General features: G+C 71.7%; 15 protein-coding genes and 1 tRNA gene. 5 read left to right on the top strand and 11 right to left on the bottom strand.

Going from position 1 to position 18921, the window contains the following annotated elements; all coding sequences use genetic code 11:
* Window positions 1-91 precede the first annotated feature (91 nt).
* From AB0D53_RS00715 to ligD, 3 genes are all read right to left on the bottom strand, one after another.
* On the bottom strand, window positions 92-415 hold the full coding sequence (locus tag AB0D53_RS00715) for a zinc-ribbon domain-containing protein (RefSeq protein ID WP_362437941.1): 324 nt from the start codon (window positions 413-415) through the stop codon (window positions 92-94).
* Window positions 412-2577: a PBS lyase gene (locus tag AB0D53_RS00710; RefSeq protein ID WP_362437938.1), complete on the bottom strand. Its 2166-nt coding sequence runs from the start codon at window positions 2575-2577 to the stop codon at window positions 412-414. Before AB0D53_RS00710 ends, AB0D53_RS00715 begins: the two co-directional genes overlap by 4 nt.
* A 203-nt stretch (window positions 2578-2780) precedes the next feature.
* Window positions 2781-3677 (bottom strand): non-homologous end-joining DNA ligase, encoded by an 897-nt coding sequence (gene ligD / locus AB0D53_RS00705; protein ID WP_362437935.1) that lies wholly within the window; start codon window positions 3675-3677, stop codon window positions 2781-2783.
* Window positions 3678-3738: 61 nt separating this feature from the next.
* Here ligD and AB0D53_RS00700 point away from each other — a divergent pair, with 61 nt between their 5' ends.
* Entirely contained in the window at window positions 3739-4818 is a 1080-nt protein-coding gene (locus AB0D53_RS00700) for a Ku protein (RefSeq protein ID WP_362437932.1), read from the top strand.
* 176 nt (window positions 4819-4994) lie between these two features.
* Here AB0D53_RS00700 and AB0D53_RS00695 read toward each other — a convergent pair whose 3' ends face one another.
* Window positions 4995-6956, bottom strand: coding sequence for a S53 family peptidase (locus AB0D53_RS00695; RefSeq protein ID WP_362437929.1), 1962 nt, complete (start codon window positions 6954-6956; stop codon window positions 4995-4997).
* 212 nt (window positions 6957-7168) lie between these two features.
* A complete protein-coding gene (locus AB0D53_RS00690; protein WP_362437926.1) occupies window positions 7169-8656 on the bottom strand; it encodes a hypothetical protein in 1488 nt (495 codons plus the stop codon).
* 624 nt (window positions 8657-9280) lie between these two features.
* Here AB0D53_RS00690 and AB0D53_RS00685 point away from each other — a divergent pair.
* Window positions 9281-9661 (top strand): hypothetical protein, encoded by a 381-nt coding sequence (locus AB0D53_RS00685; protein ID WP_362437923.1) that lies wholly within the window; start codon window positions 9281-9283, stop codon window positions 9659-9661.
* Window positions 9662-9731: 70 nt separating this feature from the next.
* Here AB0D53_RS00685 and AB0D53_RS00680 read toward each other — a convergent pair whose 3' ends face one another.
* The 6 genes from AB0D53_RS00680 to AB0D53_RS00655 form a co-directional block, all read right to left on the bottom strand.
* A complete protein-coding gene (locus AB0D53_RS00680) occupies window positions 9732-11129 on the bottom strand; it encodes an MFS transporter (protein WP_362437920.1) in 1398 nt (465 codons plus the stop codon).
* Window positions 11130-11132: 3 nt separating this feature from the next.
* Complete coding sequence (locus tag AB0D53_RS00675; protein WP_362437917.1) at window positions 11133-11990, bottom strand: ABC transporter ATP-binding protein; 858 nt, start codon at window positions 11988-11990, stop codon at window positions 11133-11135.
* The gene (locus tag AB0D53_RS00670) at window positions 11980-13110 is read right to left on the bottom strand and encodes an iron ABC transporter permease (protein WP_362437914.1); all 1131 of its coding nucleotides are present in this window, start codon (window positions 13108-13110) and stop codon (window positions 11980-11982) included. The genes AB0D53_RS00675 and AB0D53_RS00670 overlap by 11 nt, the downstream gene beginning before the upstream one ends.
* Window positions 13107-14135 (bottom strand): ABC transporter substrate-binding protein, encoded by a 1029-nt coding sequence (locus AB0D53_RS00665; protein ID WP_362437911.1) that lies wholly within the window; start codon window positions 14133-14135, stop codon window positions 13107-13109. Before AB0D53_RS00665 ends, AB0D53_RS00670 begins: the two co-directional genes overlap by 4 nt.
* Before the next feature lie 175 nt (window positions 14136-14310).
* Window positions 14311-15351 (bottom strand): AraC family transcriptional regulator, encoded by a 1041-nt coding sequence (locus tag AB0D53_RS00660; protein ID WP_362437908.1) that lies wholly within the window; start codon window positions 15349-15351, stop codon window positions 14311-14313.
* Window positions 15352-15710: 359 nt separating this feature from the next.
* Window positions 15711-15782: transfer RNA gene (locus AB0D53_RS00655), tRNA-Arg, on the bottom strand.
* 239 nt (window positions 15783-16021) lie between these two features.
* Between AB0D53_RS00655 and AB0D53_RS00650 the strand changes: the two genes are divergently transcribed.
* The 3 genes from AB0D53_RS00650 to lysA are packed head-to-tail and all read left to right on the top strand — an operon-like array spanning window position 16022 to window position 18902.
* On the top strand, window positions 16022-16435 hold the full coding sequence (locus AB0D53_RS00650; RefSeq protein ID WP_362437905.1) for a response regulator: 414 nt from the start codon (window positions 16022-16024) through the stop codon (window positions 16433-16435).
* Between the two features lie 55 nt (window positions 16436-16490).
* On the top strand, window positions 16491-17489 hold the full coding sequence (nrtL, locus tag AB0D53_RS00645) for an ArgS-related anticodon-binding protein NrtL (RefSeq protein WP_362437902.1): 999 nt from the start codon (window positions 16491-16493) through the stop codon (window positions 17487-17489).
* 21 nt (window positions 17490-17510) lie between these two features.
* A complete protein-coding gene (gene lysA, locus AB0D53_RS00640) occupies window positions 17511-18902 on the top strand; it encodes a diaminopimelate decarboxylase (protein WP_362437899.1) in 1392 nt (463 codons plus the stop codon).
* The last annotated feature ends 19 nt before the right edge of the window (window positions 18903-18921 follow it).

Here is an 18921-nt window from a genome sequence, read left to right as displayed (position 1 = left end):
GCGACGACGTCCGCCTCGGCGACGACGTCCGCCTCGGCGACGACGTCCGCCTCGGCGACGACGTCCGTCCCGGTCACGACGGAGGCGCGTGTCAGCTCTGGTAGGGATTCCGGCCCTGCGCGTCCGGCGCGTACCCCGGCTGACCCTGCGGCTGCCCGTACGGGTTGCCCTGCTGCGAGGCCGCGTGCTGCGCCAGCAACTGCTCGGCCTGCTCCTTCGGGATCTGCTGCTCCCCGCCGCAGAAGGTGCACTGGGTCGCGAACTTCGTGGAGAAGGGGAAGAGCGGCACGAAGAACAGCGTGAACTTGGTGACCCTCTTGCGCAGCGTGTGCGCGGCCGGGTTGCCGCACCAGCCGCAGACCAGCGTGAGTATGGCCAGTTGGTACAGGTAGCCTCGCGTACCGAAAATGATCATGGTGTGGGTCCCTTCCCCGTATTCCGCAGAAGCGCCTGGCGGCAGAGCGCCAGCAGCTTTTCGTCCTCGTAGGTGTCGTGGCTGCCGAACACACCGTCCATCGCGTTGTGACGGCGTACGGAGGTGAGTTCGGCGCGCAGAACGCGTGCCGCATCCGACCCTGCACCAGCGGCACCCATCCGCGCCAGGCCTTCCGCCACCCGGACGCGCACATGATGGTTCTTCTCCCAGTCCGCCAGGAGCACGGGCACGGACTCGTCGGCCCGACCGGACACCTCCCACAGCGCGACCGCCGCGTCGATCCGCAGCCACTGCTCCTCGTGCCCCAGCAGCGCCCGCAGCCGCGGTGCGACCACTGCCGCCCGTGACCCGAGCCCGCCCAGCGCGTTCACCGCGGAGCGGACCTCATGGACGCGCTCCGCCCCCAGCCCGTCGATGAGCACCGGCAGCACCGCGCCGGCATCCCCCTCGACCGCCCACAGGGCCTTCGCGACCTCGGTCGCCGAAGCGGCCCCGGGACTCCGCAGCAGCGCCCGCAGCTCCGGCACGGCACCGCGCGCCGCCGGCCCGAACGCACCGAGCGCCCGCAGCGCCGCCGTGCGCACCCACTCGCCCCGGTACTCCGGCACCCCGTGCAGCACCCGCAGCACCTCCGGCACCGCCTCGTCGGCCCGCAGCACGGCCAGGGCGGTGAGCAGCGGGCCCGCCCGGTCGTGCGCCCGCTCGTCGAGCGGGACCTCGCCGAGCCTGCGGCGCAGTACCCCGGAGAGCGGGGCCGCCGCCGCCCCCAGGTACCCGATGGCGAACCCCACGTCGTGCGGTACCTCGGGCCGCTCCAGCGCGGCGGCCAGCGCGGGCACGGCACGGGCGTCGCCCAGCCTGGCCAGCGCCTTCACCGCACTGCCCAGCGCCGGCGGGCCGCTCGGCCAGTCCTGCACCCAGGCCCCGGGATCGGCCGCCACCCGCGCCGCCAGCGCGTCGGCGGCGGGCGCGGCGAGCCCGAACAGCTCCTCCAGCACATGGGAGGCCGCCTCGGCCAACAGCGGATCAGGGGTGGCGAGCTGCTCGCCGACCAGCCGGACGAGCTCCTCGTACGAGCCCCGCCAGACCCGGATCAGCCCACTGCTCATCCGGAGCGCGTCGATCCGCTGCCGGCGGTCCGGGCTGCGCAGCTGGTCCGTCAGCAGCGCCGTCCGCTCGGCGACCCGGTCGTCCAGCCCGACGTGCAGCGTGCGCAGCAGATCCGCCGTCCACGGGGCGGCGGGCGCCGGGACCTCCTCGCCGGACAGTGCCCGCACCTGGCCCACCCGGGTCACCGGCGCGACCCGCTCCTCGGCGGGCGGCTCACCGGCCGCGTCCGGGTACGCCTCGACGGCCGCGACCGCCTCGGCCTGGGCGTCCACCGCCGGGGCCGCCCCGGACCGGCGCGCGGGCACCGAACGCAGCTGCCGCAGCAGCCCCGTCACCACCCGCACCACATCGCCGGGCAGGGCGTCCGGCGCGCACCGGGCCAGCTGGGCCAGCGCCGCCAGCCGCAGCCCCGGCGGGAAGCCCTCGCCCGCCAGCCGGCTCAGCCAGGCCGCAGCCTCCCCGGCCAGCAGCCGGTGGCGCAGGGCGAGCCGCCCCGCCGCCTCGACCAGCGCGAGCCGCACCTCTTCGTCCGGCTCGATCGGCAGCCGCTCCCGCAGCAGCGCGAGAACCCGGTCCGGATGGCCGTGGAGCGCGGCGAGCGCCAGCGGCGCGCAGAGCCGTACCCCCGGGTCCTCGTCGGTCATCAGCTCGAAGAACACCCCGGCGCCCGCGGTGACGGCGGTCGCCGCCATCGCGTAGTTGGCCGCGCCCTCGATCTCGTCCTCGTCGATCTCGTCCTCGTCGTCCTCGTCCAGATCGATGCCGCCGATGCTGGTGAGCAGCTCGACGATGCTGCCCCGGTCCTGGATCCCCGGATCCGCGACCAGCTCGAAGAGGAAAGGAATGCTGGCCAGCGTGCAGGCGTACACATCACCCTGGTGGTGAACCGCCCCGTACATCCCGTCCAGCGCCTGTTCGCGCTCCGCCGGATCGGCGGACGCCAGCCCCCGCAGCATCGCGGGCACATCACCGGCCGGTCCGTAGGCATGCTCCATCGAGGCCCAGTCGACCTCGTCGATCCCAGCGAACACCCCATCGCCTCCCCACGCATTTCAACGAAGCAGTGTCTGCGAGGAGTGTGCACCACGGGTCGGACGATCCGCCCTCCACATGCGGTCTTTTCCTGGCGAGCATGACAAACGCCCATGCCATACGCTATCGGCGGACCGATGCGAAAGGGCCATTCTTCGGTGGCGGAATGTCAGAAAGGCTCCTGCGCAGCCCTGTTGATGGACTAACGCGCCTCCGGCAGGCGCCCGGCCCCGTCCGGATCGGCCAGCGGCCCGAGCAGATCCCCGTACCGCTCCAGCCGCGCCCCCATCCCGTCCGCCAGGAAGACCAGCTCCCCGGGGGCCCGGCACTCCTCGATCTCCGCCCAGGTGACGGGCGCGGAGACGGTCGGCTCGGGCCGGGCCCGCAGGGTGTACGGGGTGGCGGTGGTCTTCGACGCCGCGTTCTGGCTGAAATCGACGAACACCTTCCCCGGCCGCAGCGCCCGTTTCATCCGGTGCACGACCAGGTCCCCGAGTTCCTGCTCCGCCTGGACGGCCAGCCCCTTCGCGTAGGCCGACACCCGGTCGGCGGGGGTCGGCTCCAGCGGAACGAGCAGATGCAGTCCCTTCGACCCGGACGTCTTCCCGTACGCGCACAGCCCGTCCGCCGCCAGCCGCCCGCGCAGCCACAGCGCCACCGCGCAGCACTCCACCACGGTCGCGGGCGCGCCCGGATCCAGGTCGAACACCATCCGGTCGGCGATCCCGGGCGCACCGGCCCGCCACTGCGGGGTGTGGAACTCCACCACCAGATTGGCCGCCCACATCAGCGAGGCCAGATCCCCCACGACCACCTGCCTGGCCTTCCTGTCCTCGTGGTGCGGCACCGGGGTGGTCCGTACCCAGGACGGCGTACCCGGGGGCGGATTCTTGGTGAAGAAGCGCTGCCCGTCCGGCCCGTCCGGATAGCGCAGGAAGGAGACGGGCCGGTTGTCCAGATGGGTCAGCAGGGGCCCCGCGGCGGTGGCCGCGTAGTAGTGCAGCACCTCGCCCTTGGTGGTACCGGTGGCCGGATACAGCACCTTGTCGAGATTGCTGAGCGCCAGCCGCCGCCCCGCCACCTCTGTGATCGGCGTCATACGATAAGAATCACATGATTTACGGACCCATAGGTATCTATGCGGACACAAGGGGTGAACGGTGAGATCCATATGGAACGGCGCCATCTCATTCGGGCTGGTCAGCATCCCGATCAAGCTGGTCAACGCCACCGAGAACCACTCGGTCTCCTTCCGCCAGATCCACCTCGCCGACGGTGGCCGGATCCGCTACCGCAAGGTCTGCGAACTCGACGAGCAGGAGGTCACCGCCGCCGAGATCGGGAAGGCGTACGAGGAGCCCGACGGTTCGATGATCCCCATCACCGACGAGGACCTCGGCTCGCTTCCGCTGCCCACGGCCAGGACGATCGAGATCGTGGCCTTCGTGCCGGCCGCCTCGATCGACCCGCTCCAGATGGACGCGGCGTACTACCTCTCCGCCAACGGGGTCCCGGCGGCCAAGCCGTACATCCTGCTCCGTGAGGCGCTGAAGCGGAGCCGGAAGGTCGCCGTGGCGAAGTACGCGCTGCGCGGCCGCGAACGGCTCGGCATGCTGCGGGTGGTCGACGATGTGATCGCCATGCACGGCCTGCTCTGGCCGGACGAGATCCGCAGCCCCGAGGGCGTCGCCCCTCAGACCGAGGTCAAGGTCCGCGACGCCGAGCTCGACCTGGCCGACGCGCTGATGGACACCCTCGGCGAGGTCGACATGGATTCGCTCCACGACGACTACCGCGAGGCGGTCGAGGAGCTCATCGCCGCGAAGGCGGAGGGCCGGACGCTGGAGCCGGCCGGGCCGGACGACTCCGGCGGCAAGGTCATCGACCTGATCGCGGCCCTGGAGAGCAGCGTCCGGGCGGCGAAGGAGGCCCGGGGCGAGGAGCCGGAGGCCGGCGAGGAGCCGGCGAACGCCCAGGTGGCCGAGGTCACCTCGCTCACCGGCCGCAAGAAGTCCGGCGGCACCGGGGCGAAGAAGAAGGCCGCGGCGTCCGCCAAGAAGGCGGCCGCGGCCAAGAAGTCCGCGTCGAGCCGGGCACCCGCCAAGAAGACCGCCGCCCGGTCGACGAAGAAGCCGGCCGAGAGGACCGGCGCCGGGACAGCGGCGAAGAGGACCACCGCGAAGTCGGACCCGAAACGGGCGGCGAAGAAGACGGCCCCACGCAAGCGCGCCTCGGCGTGAGGCGACGAAGAAGACGGCCTCCGGTGAGCGCGCCTCGGCGTGAGGCGGCGAAGAAGACGGCCTCCGGTAAGCGCGCCTCGGCGTGAGCCGGGGCCCGGCCCCGACGGGCGCGCACACGGCCGACGGCCGCCCCGGAGGCAGGACCCCGGGACGGCCGTCGGCACCGGACCGGTGGCTCAGTGCCTGCGGAACGGGAAGCGGTACGAGTTCACGTAACCGGCCGCCGGAGTCCCGACACCCGTCACGTCGTCGTACCCCTTGACCGCCTTGAGCGAGGCGTCCTTGCCGAGGCTGCGCAGCGACGTCAGCAGGCCGTCCGCCCCGTCCACGCCGTTGGCGTAGTCGACCCGGACCACCGCGAGATCGCGGTTCGGGCCCAGCGGGTGGTCGGTGACGTCGTGGTACGCCTTCGAGCCGTACCGGGCGTAGATCGCCGGGTTGGCGAAGCCGATCGGCAGCCCGTGCCGGGCCTGCTGCGCGAGCGCCTGGACACCGGCGATGACCGGCGCGGCCAGCGACGTACCGCCGATGCGGTACTCGTCGTAACCGAGCGAGCCGTCGGGCAGCGTCTGGGTCTGGCCGACCAGGAAGCCGGTGTTCGGGTCGGCGACGGCCGCGATGTCCGGGGCCGTGCGCATCCGCTGCTTTCCGTTGGCCCGCGCGAGCGAGTCGGGCACGACACCGCGCTGGTAGAACGGCTGCTTCACGGACGAGCTGGTGCCGCCGCCCGCGCCGGAGGTGTACGCGCCCGGGAAGCCGTCCCAGCTCTTCCCGTCCTCGGAGAGGCTCGACTTGAGCGTTCCCCAGCCGGTCTCCCACTGGTACTTGTCGTTCTTGCCGACCGCCAGCGCGGTGCCGCCGACGGAGGTCACCCAGGCGGAGTTGGACGGTACGTCGATCTGCTTCGTGCCGGTCGAGGCGACGTTGTCGCCGTCGTCGCCGGAGGAGAAGTAGAAGCCGATGCCCTCGATCGCGCCCATCTTGAAGATCTGGTCGTACGCGGCCGCGATGTCCGGCGTCTCATTGGCCTCGACGTCGCCCCAGGAGTTGGAGACGATGTCGGCGAGCCGGTGGTCGACGACCTTGTTCAGCGAGTCCAGCAGATCGGCGTCGTAGCAGGAGGCGCCGCCCACGTACACGATGTCGGCCGCGGGGGCGACCGCGTGCACGGCCTCCACGTCGAGGGTCTCCTCGCCGTACCAGCCGGAGGCCCCGCACTCCTCGGTCCTCGTGTAGTCGTCCGGCAGCACCTGGGTGAGCTGACCGCGGCGGTAGGGCGCGTCGCCGTTGCGCCTGGCGTACTCGGCGGCGTCCTTCGCGATGGTCGGCGAGGCGTACGCGTCGGTGATCGCGACGGTGACGCCCTTCCCGGTCCAGCTTCCCGCACCGTAGGCGGCGCGCAGCTGCTTGCCGGTGTACCCCTTGACCGCGTACGGCGCCTGCGTCCCGTAGGCGTTCGGCAGCGTCGACGAGGTCTTCGAGCCGTAGTACGAGGAGAAGGGGCCGGAGTTGCGGAACACCGCGTCCGGCGGCGGCAGCGTCTCGTCGTGGCTCGACTTGTGCGGCGCGTTGTCCAGGCCGGAGACGGCGAGGACGGCGTCGCTCAGGGCGGCGGGGACGGAGGCGGTGGAGGCCGGGGCGCGGTAGGTCCGGTCGCCCTTGCGGTAGTTGCGCAGCTGGGTGCCGAACGCCTTCTCGGCGGCGGCGACCTCACCGGTGGCCGAGACGTAGTGCCGGTTGGTGCCGGTGACGGTCAGCCCGTTCGACTTCAGCCACGTGCTGACCTGGTCGATCTGCTGCTGGGTCGCCCCGAACCGCGCCTGCGCCTGAGCGGCGCTCAGATACTTCCCGTACGAGGCGGACTGCGGGTCGGAGACGGCCGCGGCATAGGCGGCCAGCCCCTTCGCGTCCCGCCCGGCCAGGTGGACCCGGACGCTGACCCTGCCGCTGTCGGACGTGGCCCCCCGGTCCGCCGCGGCGGTCGCCCAGGCGGGTTTGGTGCCCTGCAGTGCGTCCCGCCCGCTCGGCGCGGAGTCGGCGCTGGCGTTCGGTATCCCGAGGGCGAGCGCGCCGGCCAGCAGTGGCAGTGTCGCTGCCATGCTCAGGGCGGCACGACTTCTCGCGCGGCTGGTTCTCATACAACCCCCTGCGATGTGGGTCTACGCGTGTGGATTACATGCGCCGGATGATGTGCACATGTAATGCGCCACTCTGGCGAGGAACACCTCATGTAAGGGGCATGCGATGACCAAGAATCGACCAAGTGCACGAGTCGGCAGGGGAGTTCGCATGCTTTCTGTGCAATTGCCCCTGCCGGCCCGCGTGACCTCCGCCGTCTCTTGCTGAACCCTCAGGTGTGTGTGAGCGAGTCCGACGGACCGATCCCGAACGAGGGCGAAGTGGACACGTACGTACAGCTGGTGTAGCGGTACCCGGGCTGGATCCTCGACCCGTCCGCGTAACTGCTGACAGTCGTCCGGGACGAGCCGCCCCGGTGCTTGTACAGGAAGTGGTACTCGCCCGCCGGCAGCCGGAGCGTCACGTGCGGATAGTTCTTCCCCTTGACCTTGCAGGCCGAGAGGGAGGCGGTCAGCCCGGAGTGCGTCTCGCAGCTGCCGCACCCCTTGATGTCGGCCTTCCCGGTGACCGGCCCGGTGTACAGGATCTCGACCCCGTCCGGGGCGTCGTTGCTGATGACCAGCTCCATCCGGGTCCCGCCGGGACTGCCCGAGGGCGGCAGGTGCTTGCCGGCTGCCGCCCGGGTGCCGGCGATCTCGGCGGCGATGGCGATGTCCCGGGCCCGCGCCCCGCGCCTGTCCTTCTTGTACGACGCGGCGAACTCCGTCAGCGTCTGCTGTGCCTGGCCGAACTTCTTGGCCTTGAACTGGGCGACACCGCAGGCGTACGCGCCGTTCCGGATACCGCCGTCGGTCTTCGGGGCCAGCGCCGAGACGGACTTGTCCGGCAGCGCGAGGGCGGTCGTACGCAGCCGCTGCAGTGTGTCCCTGGCGGCGCAGGGGTCGCTTCCGCGCACGGCCCGGTTCTGCTCCGAGATCTTCCCGGAGACCGCGGGCCCCACCTTCCCGGCCTCGGCCGAGCCGGGGAACGTACGCAGCAGCTCGCCCAGCTCGTCGCCGTCCTTGCCACCGGTCGGCACGGCACCCAGCTTCGACACCCCGCACGCGTACAGCGAGGCGGCGAGCGGACCGTCGGGGTAGCCGGCGAGATCGCCCAGCAGCTTCCCGTCGATCTCCCGGGGCAGGGTCCGCAGGTAGGCCAGCGGCTCGATGGCCTCGCAGAGCTTCTTCTGACGGTACGGTGCCGACACCGCCTTGTAGTACGCGTCGAGCCGCTGCGGCACGAGCTTCCCCGCCCTCGACCCGGAATGCTTCTCCCCGAGATCCCGGTAGACGGCGAGCGCCGCTTCGTAGCCGCCCCGCGCCTCGGCGAAGGACTTGCCGGAAACGGCCTCGACGCTCCGGTCGCCGCTGTCCAGCCGGTCGAGCAGCATCCGCTCCACGGCCTCGTCCTGCGCGGAGCCGTAGCCCACCACACCCCCGGCGGGCACCGCCAGCAGCACCAGACCGGCCCCCGCCGCCACCACCGGCCGCCACGACCCGCCGACCGCCCGGCGCCGTGCGACCCGCGCCCCGTCCGCGGCCGCCAGGACCAGCGCGACGAGATACGCGACGACCACCCCGCCGGCGGCCCCCTCGGGCTCGGCCGGCAACAGGGCCCACACCAGCGCTCCGGTCGCGCCCCAGCACAACGCCGCCCGCACCCAGCACCGCATCAGCGCGTAACCGAGTCCGAACCCGCTCAGATTGAGCAACGCCACGGCCACGGACCGCAGCCCGCCCCCGGGCGGCGGGGGCCCGACCACGGGCGGTCGCGCGGGTGGCGGCGGTGGAGGCGGAGCGAAGCCGGGCGGCGGACCGGACCCCGGCGGCGGTGAGGCGGATCCGGCCCCGCCACTAGAACTCTGATCGTCCCAACTCACGTCGGCCCCCCAACGTTTGAGCAATCCGGGCCTCGAATCGAACCCGGCCGAATCACCATCCACGACGCTCCGAACAGTGTCAATCCGGGGCGTAGCGAGGCCGAATCGCCCCCGTGCCCGAGAGGGCGGGGACTGCCCGAACTCCCTCACGAACGCCTGCCACGCACCTCCGCCCCAACCCGATCACGAATCCGGCGGGGCGTTTTCCGTCGCGGACGGGACGAGGGGGAGGGCCGTTCGGAGGCAGTGGTCTTGGCGACGGTGCGAGTCTGCGGGACGCATTCGGCACGGAGGGGAAGGAGAGGCTTCAGCAGCTCGTGCGGGGCGTGATCGAGGACTGGCGTCCGCAGCCGCGACGAATGCCGGATGCGGCCGGATGAACAGGACCCGGCCGGGCAGCGCGGGTGAGCGGGAAACTCCGATTGATCACCTCCCGCACCGCTCCGCGCCTATGCTCGCCGGATGGAGCAGAGCGAAGTGGTGAAGCGGGTGGTGGGCATCCTCACGGAGGCGGGCGAGATCCGTCGGCTGCTCGAAGAGAATGTCGACCGCGAAGATCTGGAGACCGATCCGAGCGTGGTGACCGTACTCCTCAACGAGACGATGCCCCGGATCTCCGTCCCCGAGGACGCCTCGATCGAGGAGGTCGCGACGCTCGTCGGCCGGGAGGTCGGCGGCGCGGTGGAGCAACTGGTCGGCGCGTTCACCCTGGCCTTCGCGATGCTGGCCCAGGTGCACGACTCAGGGCAGACGGATGTGACCTCCGCCGATGTGCTCCAGGACCTCGCGCTGCGGGCGGAACAGATCGGCTCCGACGGCCCTGACGACGACGCGGGGGCGTAGCCGGTACGGTCCGGACGACGCGAGGGCGTAGCCCGTCCGGCCGGGCGTCCCTGGGCCGGCGGCCGTCGGCCTACGGCCCGGTGACGCCCGGCCGGGAGCCGGTCCGGGGGCGCTCGTCCGCCCGCCGCAGCAGGACGACCGCCGCGACCGCCGCGGCGAGCGCGACCAGTGCCGCGACGGCACCGACCTCGCCGACCGCCGTCGTGTACTCCCGCCGTCCGGGGGCGGAGAGGCCGATGAGCAGCCCGCCGCACACCGCGGTGCCCAGCGCGAGACCCACCTGGCGGGCGGTGTTGGCCACGGCCGCGGCCGTGCCCGCGCGGGACGGGTCGGCGTCCCGCATGGCCGCGGACGGGAGCACCGGCGACACCATGCCCGCACCGGCCCCGGTCAGCAGCAGCGACGGCACGAGTGCCGCCGGCCCGTAGGAGACACCCAGCAGCGCGAAGCCCGCACACCCCGCGGCGCAGAGCGCGGTGCCGACGCCCAGCGGTATCCACAGCCGTACGCGCTGGAGCACCGCCCCGCACGTGGCGGAGACGACGAAGAAGACCGCGGGCTGGAGGGCCAGCAGCAGCAAGGTGTCGACCGCGTCCAGGCCCGCACCGTCCTGGAACCACGACGACAGCACCGTCAGCGGTCCGAACGCGGCGAAGTAGTAACCGAACGCCACCGTGACCACGGCCAGGAACCCGGGGCGGCGGAACAGCGCCGGATCGATGACGGGCTCCGGCGTACGGCGTTCGCACGCGACGAAGGCGAGCACGGCCACAGCCGTCACGAGTGCGGCGACCCCCGGACCCGCCCCCGCCCCGTGCTCGCCGAAGAGGAGCGAGCCGACGACCAGGGCGGCGATGGCCGCACTCAGCAGGACCGACCCCGGTACGTCCATCCGCCCGGCCCCGCGCTCCGGATCACGCGGCAGGAACACGAAGGCGAGCAACAGCCCGGCCGCCCCCACCGGCACGGCGAGCAGAAAGATCCAGCGCCGGCCCAGGGCCTCGGCGAGCAGTCCGCCGCAGACATTGCCGACGGCGGCGGCCGGCCCGGCCACCGCGCCCCAGACGGCGAAGGCCCGATGCTGTTCCCGGCCGCGGTACGACACCCTGATCAGCGGCAGCGTGGTCGCGAACATGGCGGCCCCGCCGACCCCCTGCGCACCCCGGAACACGATGAGCTCCCGCACACCGGGTGCCAGCCCGCAGGCCGGCGAGGACAGCGTGAAGAGAACGAATCCGGCCAGGAAGACCCTGCGCCGGCCGATCACATCGCCCACCGCGCCGCAGACGACGAGGAGCGCCGCGAGCGCGAGCGTGTAGAGGTCCACGACCCACTGCAACGCCGCGAAACCGGTGTGCAGATCAGCGGCGATCGCCGGAATGGCCACGGTCACTACCGTGGCGTACGCGAGCAGCAGGAAGGTGGCCGTGCAGGCGGCGACCAGGGGAGCGAAGCGACGCAGTCCCACGGTTCAGCTCCTTCGGGCCGGCGGGTCGTACGCGTCCAGGCAGCGGTTGTGCTCATCGAGGTAGGCGATGGCGAGCCGGCCCGTCACCGGGTTCCGGTAGGTCTCGCACTCGACCTCGTACACCTCGTGGATGAGATCTCGCGTGAGCACCTCGTCCGGCGGCCCGTGGGTCACCACGGCACCTTCCTTGAGCACGTACAACTCGTCGCAGTAGCTCGCCGCCATCGGCAGGTCGTGCAGCGCGGCGAGTACCCCGATGCCGAGCTCCTTGACGATCGAGAAGATCTCCAACTGGTGCTTGATGTCCAGGTGGTTGGTGGGTTCGTCGAGGATGAGGAAGGCCGGTTCCTGGGCGAGTGCCCGCGCGAGCACCACCCGCTGGCGCTCGCCGCCGGACAGGGTCCGGAAGCTCCGTCGCGCGTACTCGGCCATGTGCACCCGGCGCAGCGCCCGCCGGACGATCTCCCGGTCCCGTTCGCCGGTCGTCTCCAGCATCCGCTTGTGCGGGGTGCGCCCCATCGCGACCATCTCCGCCACCGTGAAGTCGAAGCTCAGGTCGTTGAACTGGGCGACCACCGCGAGCCGGGTGAAGACCGCACCGGGGCGGCTCGCGAGAAGGTCCAGTCCGTCGAGCACCGCCGTCCCGGAGTCGGGGGCGACGACCTTGTAGATGCTCTTGAGGAACGTGGATTTGCCGCACCCGTTCGGCCCGACGACACCGACGAACCGGCCGTCGGCCACCTTCAGGCTCAGGTCGCGCACGACCCGTGCGCCGCCGAGCGTGACCGAGATGTGCTCCGCGCTCAGCCCGCAACGGTCCGGCGCACCGTCATGTGCCCGCGCGACAGGGTTACTTGTCACCGAACCCGTACTCCTTACGGATCAGCATGTGCAGGAAGAGAGGGGCGCCGAGAACGGACGTCACGATGCCGATCGGCAGCTCGGCGTTCGGGACCGCGACGCGTGCGGCCACATCCGCCCAGATCAGGAAGAGCGCGCCGGACAGGACCGCGACGGGGAGCAGCCCGCGATGGTCCGGCCCGATCGCACTGCGGACCACATGCGGGACGATCAGGCCGGCAAAGCCGATGATTCCGCAGGTGGCGACCAGCATCCCGGTGACCACGGCGGCCAGCACCAGATGGATCCGCCGGTGCAGCCCCGGGTCGATGCCCAGGGTGACCGCGGCCTCGTCGCCCATGAGCAAGGCGTTCAGGACCCTGCTCCGGAAGAGGAAGAAGGCCGTGGCGGTCAGCACCACGGTGCTCACGGCGGGCAGCGTGGCCCACTCCGCGGAGGCAAGACTGCCCATGCTCCAGAACGTGACCGAGCGGACCCCCTCGGCGCTGTCGGCGAAGTACACCAGGGCACTGGAGGCCGCGCCGCACAGGGAGTTGACCGCGGTACCGGCGAGGATCAGCTTGACCGGCGACGTACGCGACCCCGCGCTGCCCACCCCCAGTACCAGGGCGGCGGCGGCCAGTGCCCCGACGAACGCCCAGAACGGCACACCGAGTCCGGCGACGGCCCCCGCGGTCCCGGCCGCCCCGAACCCGGCCAGGATCGCGAACGCGGCGCCGAGGGAGGCACCGGAGGAGATGCCGAGGACGAAGGGATCGGCGAGCGGGTTCTGCAGGGTCGCCTGCATGACCGTGCCGCACAGCGCGAGCCCGGCACCGACGACCGCGGCCAGCAGGACCCGTGGGAGGCGGATGTTCCAGATCACGTCCACGAACACGGGGTCACCGTGACCGCCGATCCCGGTCAGCCCGTCGAGCAGGACGCGCGCGGACTCACGCACCGGGACGTCGACCTGACCGATCGAGACCGACACGACGACCGAGCCGGCCAGCAGAAGCAGGAGGGCGGCCACCAGGACGGACGGCGCCGGCCGCCATGCCCTTCCGCCACGGCCTGCCCGCGTCGTCCGCCGTTCGCCCGGCCGTTCCTTCCGCTCCGACGCGGTCACGTCCTGGCTCATGAGGCCGGGAAGAGGTCGGGGTGGACGAACTCCGCGACGTCCTCGCACAGGTCCGCGAGCGCGAGCGAGCCCCGGATCGCGGTCGTGTAGTCGGCGGTCATCACATCGCCGTTCCGGATCGCGGTGACATTCCTCAGACGCGGGTCGCGCAGCAGCCGGTCGCGCGACTTCGCGCCGTCCGACTTCTGGAACTCGGTCACGATGATCTTGTCCGGGTCGGCCGCGACGATCGATTCGAGCGAGAGCTGCGCGTAACTGTCGTCGGTCAGTTCCATGTACGTCCCGCCGGCGCCGTTCACCATCTCGTCCACCAGGCCCAGGGACGGCGCGTAGTAGTCGTAGGTGTCGCGCCCGCCGCCGGCGACCAGAAGAACCTCGGGGGAGTCGGTGGCCTTCTCCGCCCGCCGCCCGATCGCCGCGATCCGGCTCTTCTGGTCCCGGGTGTAGGCCTCGGTCCGCTCCGTCCTGCCGAAGACCTCGCCCACGTGCCGGACGTCCTCGTAGTAGCTGTCCAGATCGCGGCCCGCGGTGTAGTTCACGGCCGGAAGCACCTGCACTCCCCGCTCGTTCCAGAACGGGATCCCGCCGATCTTGTCCGGCTTCAGTGCGAACGACATGGTGAGGACGAGATCGGGCCGCAGGGCGAGGACCGCCTCCCTGGAGGGGAGCTGGTCGGAGATCTTCGGGAGCTTCGCGATCCGGTCCGCGTACTTCGAGTACGAGTTGTCGAGGTAGCCGACGCCCACGATCCGGTCGGCGAGCCCGAACTCGATCATCAGCTCGGCCAGGGACTGCCCGATCACGACGACACGTTTCGGTTCGGTCCCGACGGTCTGCTTCACCTTCTTGCCGGTGTCGTCCATGACGTCCACGGTGACCGGGTAGCGGCCCCGCCCGGAGGCGTCGTCGCCACCGGGCACGGCAGCGGGTCGTGCGGCGCTCGCACAGCCGGCGAGCAGGAGAGCCGAACCGGCGGCGAGAGCCGCGCGGACGCGTATCGGGATCCGGGGCGGGGAGGCGTTCACGATGTCCTTTCGGGGAAGGCGTGGCGTCGGCCACCCGGCCATCCTCGGAAGGGACGCGGCGGAACGTGTACGGAGAGCGCGACCGGGAAATGTGGAGCGGGCGCCCCCGGATCGGGCCCCCGGAGCGGACGCCCCCGGAGAGGACGCCCGTTCAGCACTTCGCGGCACCGCGGGATCAGGAAACGGCCTCCCGGAGACCGGCCACCGCCCGCCCCGCCCGGTACTGCCGGGGCGTCCGCCCGTACCGCTTCTTGAACGCGTGACAGAAGTTGCTGGGACTGGAGTAGCCGCTCCTGAGCGCGACGGCGGCGATGCTGAGATCGGTCTCGACGAGCAGCAGCGAGGCCCGGCGCAGACAGGCGTTGCGATGGTGGTGGAAGACCGTGTCGCCGTAGAGCTGCTTGAACCCTTCGTTCAGCCGCTTGGGAGTCATCCCCAGCGCTCGCGCGAGCGACTCCCCGGTGTGCTGTTCGTGGAGGTTCTCCATCAGCAGCTCCGGGACCTTCCGGATCCGCTCGATCTCGTACTCCGCCATGGGCGGCCGGACCGGTCCGCGCGGGGACTCGGTGCCCGCGACGATCCGGGCGAGGATCTCCATGACCTTCGATTCCAGATACAGTGCGCGGAACCGGGCCGGCAGCGCACATGTGTACAAGTCGGCGAAAGCGGCCGCGAGTTCGGGCGGGGCCTGCCGGCCGAGATAGTGCGCGTCGCGCAGCGCGGCAGGCATCCCCTCGACGCTCTCCTCCCAGGCCGCCGTCCCCAGGCTCCCGAAGAAGACACCGGTCGCTTCCCGGCGGGCCGCGATCGACACCCCCCGGTAGTGCTGCCCGGCCGGCCGGACGAGACGTCCCGCCGAGGCCCGCGAGTGCGATATCGACAGTTCGTTCGCCCCGAAGACCGTGGCTCCGGTCGCACGCTCCTCCAGGTGCATCAGCCCGTCGACGCAGTACTCCAGCTCGAAGTAGTCGCCGGCGAGATCGAAGTCGAGGATCAGCTCGTCGTGGAACGTCAGGTCGTACAACGTGAGCGTGACCCCGTGGAGCAGCTCGTGGACGGTGACGCTCCCGATCCCGGTCTCCGGCCGCAGGTCGTACACCCGGGCCCCCTTCACGCCACCGCCGCGGCAGGTGCCGATCGCCGCGTAGAACTCCCGGTACTGCCGCGCGAGATCCGCGTACCCGCGCGCGGACGTGAGAGAGAAGCGCCTGGTCACACCGCCTCCAGAGGAATCGGAAACAATCCCCGCATCTTCACTTAGGGTAACCTAAGTTCATGTCCGGGGGGGGTGAGGCCGGGCCCCGGTTCGATGGTCGGACGGGCGTGGATCCGAGCCCGAATTCGTGCGCGAACGGGTCGCATTCGCGGGCGATGCCCGTGGTGTGGGGGCGGGGCGCCCGCTTGTTCGGAACGCTCATGTCGGCACCCCCGGAAGGGCGGGGGTCACCCCTTGTCCGCCCGGATCGGTCACGGTGCGGGAAGGGTGCGGGAAGGGTGCGGGCGGGCAGTGCCCGCGCACGCAACGAAACAGACCCTCCGATCAGCGTTTCCGCTGTTCGGAGGGTCTGTCAGAAGTGCCCTCGGCAGGATTCGAACCTGCGCACACGGCTCCGGAGGCCGATGCTCTATCCCCTGAGCTACGAGGGCGTATCGCTGTGTTGCTCGGCGACGGGTGAAACACTACCAGCTTCCGCAGGGTGTCCGTGAACAGGTATTTCCGGGTCGGCCGGGGAGGCTGCGCGGTCCGGTCGGAGGGGGCGTGCGGTGCGTTTCGGATGCATCCGGCCACCCCTCGCGCCACCCGTCCGGGGGCGGAAGTGGGTAAAACCCGGACGCAGCCACGGAGTCGCCCCTACTCTCGGAGTGTGTCAGGCGCGTGTGGCCGCGTGCTTGTTGTCGACGACAACAAGGTCATCCGGCATTTGATCAGGGTCAACCTGGAGCTTGAGGGCTTCGAGGTCGTGACCGCGGCCGATGGTGTCGAGTGTCTGGATCTGGTGCATCGGGTCCGCCCCGATGTGATCACGCTCGATGTCGTCATGCCCAGGCTGGACGGTCTGCAGACCGCGGCCAGACTGCGCTCCGATCCGCGGACCAGACATCTGCCCGTGGCGATCATCAGCGCCTGCACGGCGTACGAGATGGACGGCGGGGTCGCCGCAGGGGTCGACGCCTTCCTCGCGAAGCCCTTCGAGCCGGCCGAGCTGGTGCGGCTCGTACAGCAGTTGATGGAGCGGGACGACCCGCCGTCGCTCGACGGCAGGCAGGGTGCCGGGACGGCGGAGCGTGCCGCGGGGTGACCGCATGGCGAAACCGGGTCGCGGGGTGCCCCCCTTCCTCCCCTACGCTTGTCCTGTGACCCCCGCCGATCTCTCCAGGACCGTGCTGCACGCCGTGCGCCGCGCGGTCGACGAGGACGCCCTGCGCGCGCCCGTGCCCGCGCGCGTGCGGGTGGAGCGGACGCGCCCCGGCGGGCGCGGGGAGTACGCCTGCGCCGTCGCCCTCCAGCTGGCCCGGCCCGCCGCGCTGCCTGCCAGGGACGTGGCGGAGATCCTCCGGGCACGGATGCTGGACGCGCCGGGCATCGGGCACGTCGAGGTCACCGGGCCGGGATTCCTGAACTTCACGCTGCGGGACGGGGCACGCGGCCTCGACCGGCTGGTGCGGGCCGTCGCCACGCAGGGCACGGCGTACGGACACGGCGACGCCCTCGCCGGAGCGGCGGTCTCGTTCGCGCCCGTCGAGGAGCTCCGCGCCCGCGTCGTCACCGGGACCGTCGAGCGACTGCTCCGGACCCAGGGTGCCGAGGTCGGGGAGCGGACGGCGGGCGGGGAGGCGCTGCACGTGATGCCGGTGCCGGCCGCCGACCGTGACCTCTTCGAGCGGCTCGGGAACGACGCCGCCCGCTGGGCCCTGCTGCGCTCCGCCCCGCACGACCGGCCCCGCGGCACGGGCAGCGGCGAACTCCTCGTGCAGCAGGAGGGCAATCCGCTGTTCCGGGTGCGGTACGCACACGCCCGGATCCGCGCGCTGGGGCGCAACGCCCGGCAGCTCGGCTTCGGTGCGGCGTACGAGGAGAGCGTGGACGCTCCCGCGCTCGGCGCGTTGCTCGCCGATCACCCCGGAGTGCTCGCCGCCGCCGCCCGGCACCGCGAGCCGGACCGGGTCGCCCGGCAGCTGGAAGCCCTCGCACTGGCCTTCTTCGACCTCCACGACAGCGCTTCGCCGCTCCCCGCCGGTGACGAGAAACCCTCGGCCGCCCACCGCTCCCGGCTGGCTCTTGCCGAAGCCGCCGGGACGGTGCTTGCGGGCGGCCTGTCCCTGCTCGGCATCAGCGCACCCGAAGTCCTCTGAGAGATCCGAGAGAGCAAGACCATGAGCCGATCCGCACACCCCGCCGGGCCCCGTCACGCCGATGTCATGACGGAGGGGCACTACACCGCCCCGCCCGCCGACCTCAACGCCCTGGACGAGAAGGTCTGGGCCCGTACCGTCACCCGCGACGAGGACGGTGCGATCACCGTCGGCGGGATCGGGGTGACGCGGCTGGCCGAGGAGTTCGGTACCCCCGCCTACTTCCTCGACGAGAGCGACTTCCGGGCCCGCTGCCGCGCCTGGGCCGACGCCTTCGGACCGGGCGCCGACGTGTTCTACGCCGGAAAGGCCTTCCTGTCGCGCGCCGTCGTGCGCTGGCTCCAGGAGGAGGGGCTCAACCTCGACGTCTGCTCCGGCGGTGAGCTGACCACCGCCCTGGACGCCGGGATGCCCGCCGAGCGCATCGCCTTCCACGGCAACAACAAGACCGTCGCCGAGATCGAGCGGGCGGTCACCGCCGGAGTCGGCCGCATCGTGCTCGACTCCTTCCAGGAGATCGCCCGGGTCGCGCACATCGCGCAGCGGCTCGGCAAGCGCCAGCGCGTGCAGATCCGGGTGACCGTCGGCGTCGAGGCGCACACCCACGAGTTCATCGCCACCGCGCACGAGGACCAGAAGTTCGGGATCGCACTGGCCGGGGGACAGGCCGCCGAGGCGGTGCGCCGGGCGCTCACCCTCGACGGCCTGGAGCTCATCGGCATCCACTCGCACATCGGCTCGCAGATCTTCGACATGGCCGGCTTCGAGGTCTCCGCCCGCCGCGTGGTGCAGCTGCTCGCCGAGGTGCGCGACGAGCACGGGGTGGAACTGCCCGAGATCGACCTCGGCGGCGGGCTCGGCATCGCCTACACCTCCGAGGACGACCCGCGCGAGCCGCACGAGATCGCCAAGGCGCTCGGCGACATCGTGACCCGCGAGTGCGAGGCGGCCGGGCTCGCCACCCCGAGGATCTCCGTCGAGCCGGGGCGCGCCATCGTCGGCCCGACCGCCTTCACGCTGTACGAGGTCGGCACCATCAAGCCCCTGGAGGGGCTGCGTACGTACGTCAGCGTCGACGGCGGCATGTCGGACAACATCCGCACCGCGCTGTACGACGCCGAGTACACCGTCGTGCTCGCCTCGCGCACCTCCGACGCCGAGCCGATGCTCGCCCGGGTCGTCGGCAAGCACTGCGAGAGCGGCGACATCGTGGTCAAGGACGCGTTCCTGCCGTCCGACCTCGCCCCCGGCGACCTGATCGCCGTGCCCGCCACCGGCGCGTACTGCCGTTCCATGGCGAGCAACTACAACCACGCCCTGCGTCCGCCGGTCGTCGCCGTGCGCGACGGGCAGGCGCGTGTCATCGTCAGGCGCGAGACGGAGGAAGATCTCCTGCGTCTCGATGTCGGCTGATGAAATAGATGTCTCAGGA

The sequence above is a fragment of the Streptomyces sp. NPDC048295 genome, from assembly GCF_040652135.1.
In the GTDB taxonomy this organism is placed as follows: Bacteria; Actinomycetota; Actinomycetes; order Streptomycetales; family Streptomycetaceae; genus Streptomyces.
Note: the sequence above shows the minus strand (reverse complement) of the source record. Positions and strands in the feature narration are given on the sequence as shown.

What these genes read in the sequence shown, in the direction of transcription:
- AB0D53_RS00695 (WP_362437929.1), bottom strand. Translation starts at nt 6,956, where the DNA reads ATGAGAACCAGCCGCGCGAGAAGTCGTGCCGCCCTGAGCATGGCAGCG.
- AB0D53_RS00685 (WP_362437923.1), top strand. Translation starts at nt 9,281, where the DNA reads ATGGAGCAGAGCGAAGTGGTGAAGCGGGTGGTGGGCATCCTCACGGAG.
- AB0D53_RS00715 (WP_362437941.1), bottom strand. Translation starts at nt 415, where the DNA reads ATGATCATTTTCGGTACGCGAGGCTACCTGTACCAACTGGCCATACTC.
- lysA (WP_362437899.1), top strand. Translation starts at nt 17,511, where the DNA reads ATGAGCCGATCCGCACACCCCGCCGGGCCCCGTCACGCCGATGTCATG.
- ligD (WP_362437935.1), bottom strand. Translation starts at nt 3,677, where the DNA reads ATGACGCCGATCACAGAGGTGGCGGGGCGGCGGCTGGCGCTCAGCAAT.
- AB0D53_RS00670 (WP_362437914.1), bottom strand. Translation starts at nt 13,110, where the DNA reads ATGAGCCAGGACGTGACCGCGTCGGAGCGGAAGGAACGGCCGGGCGAA.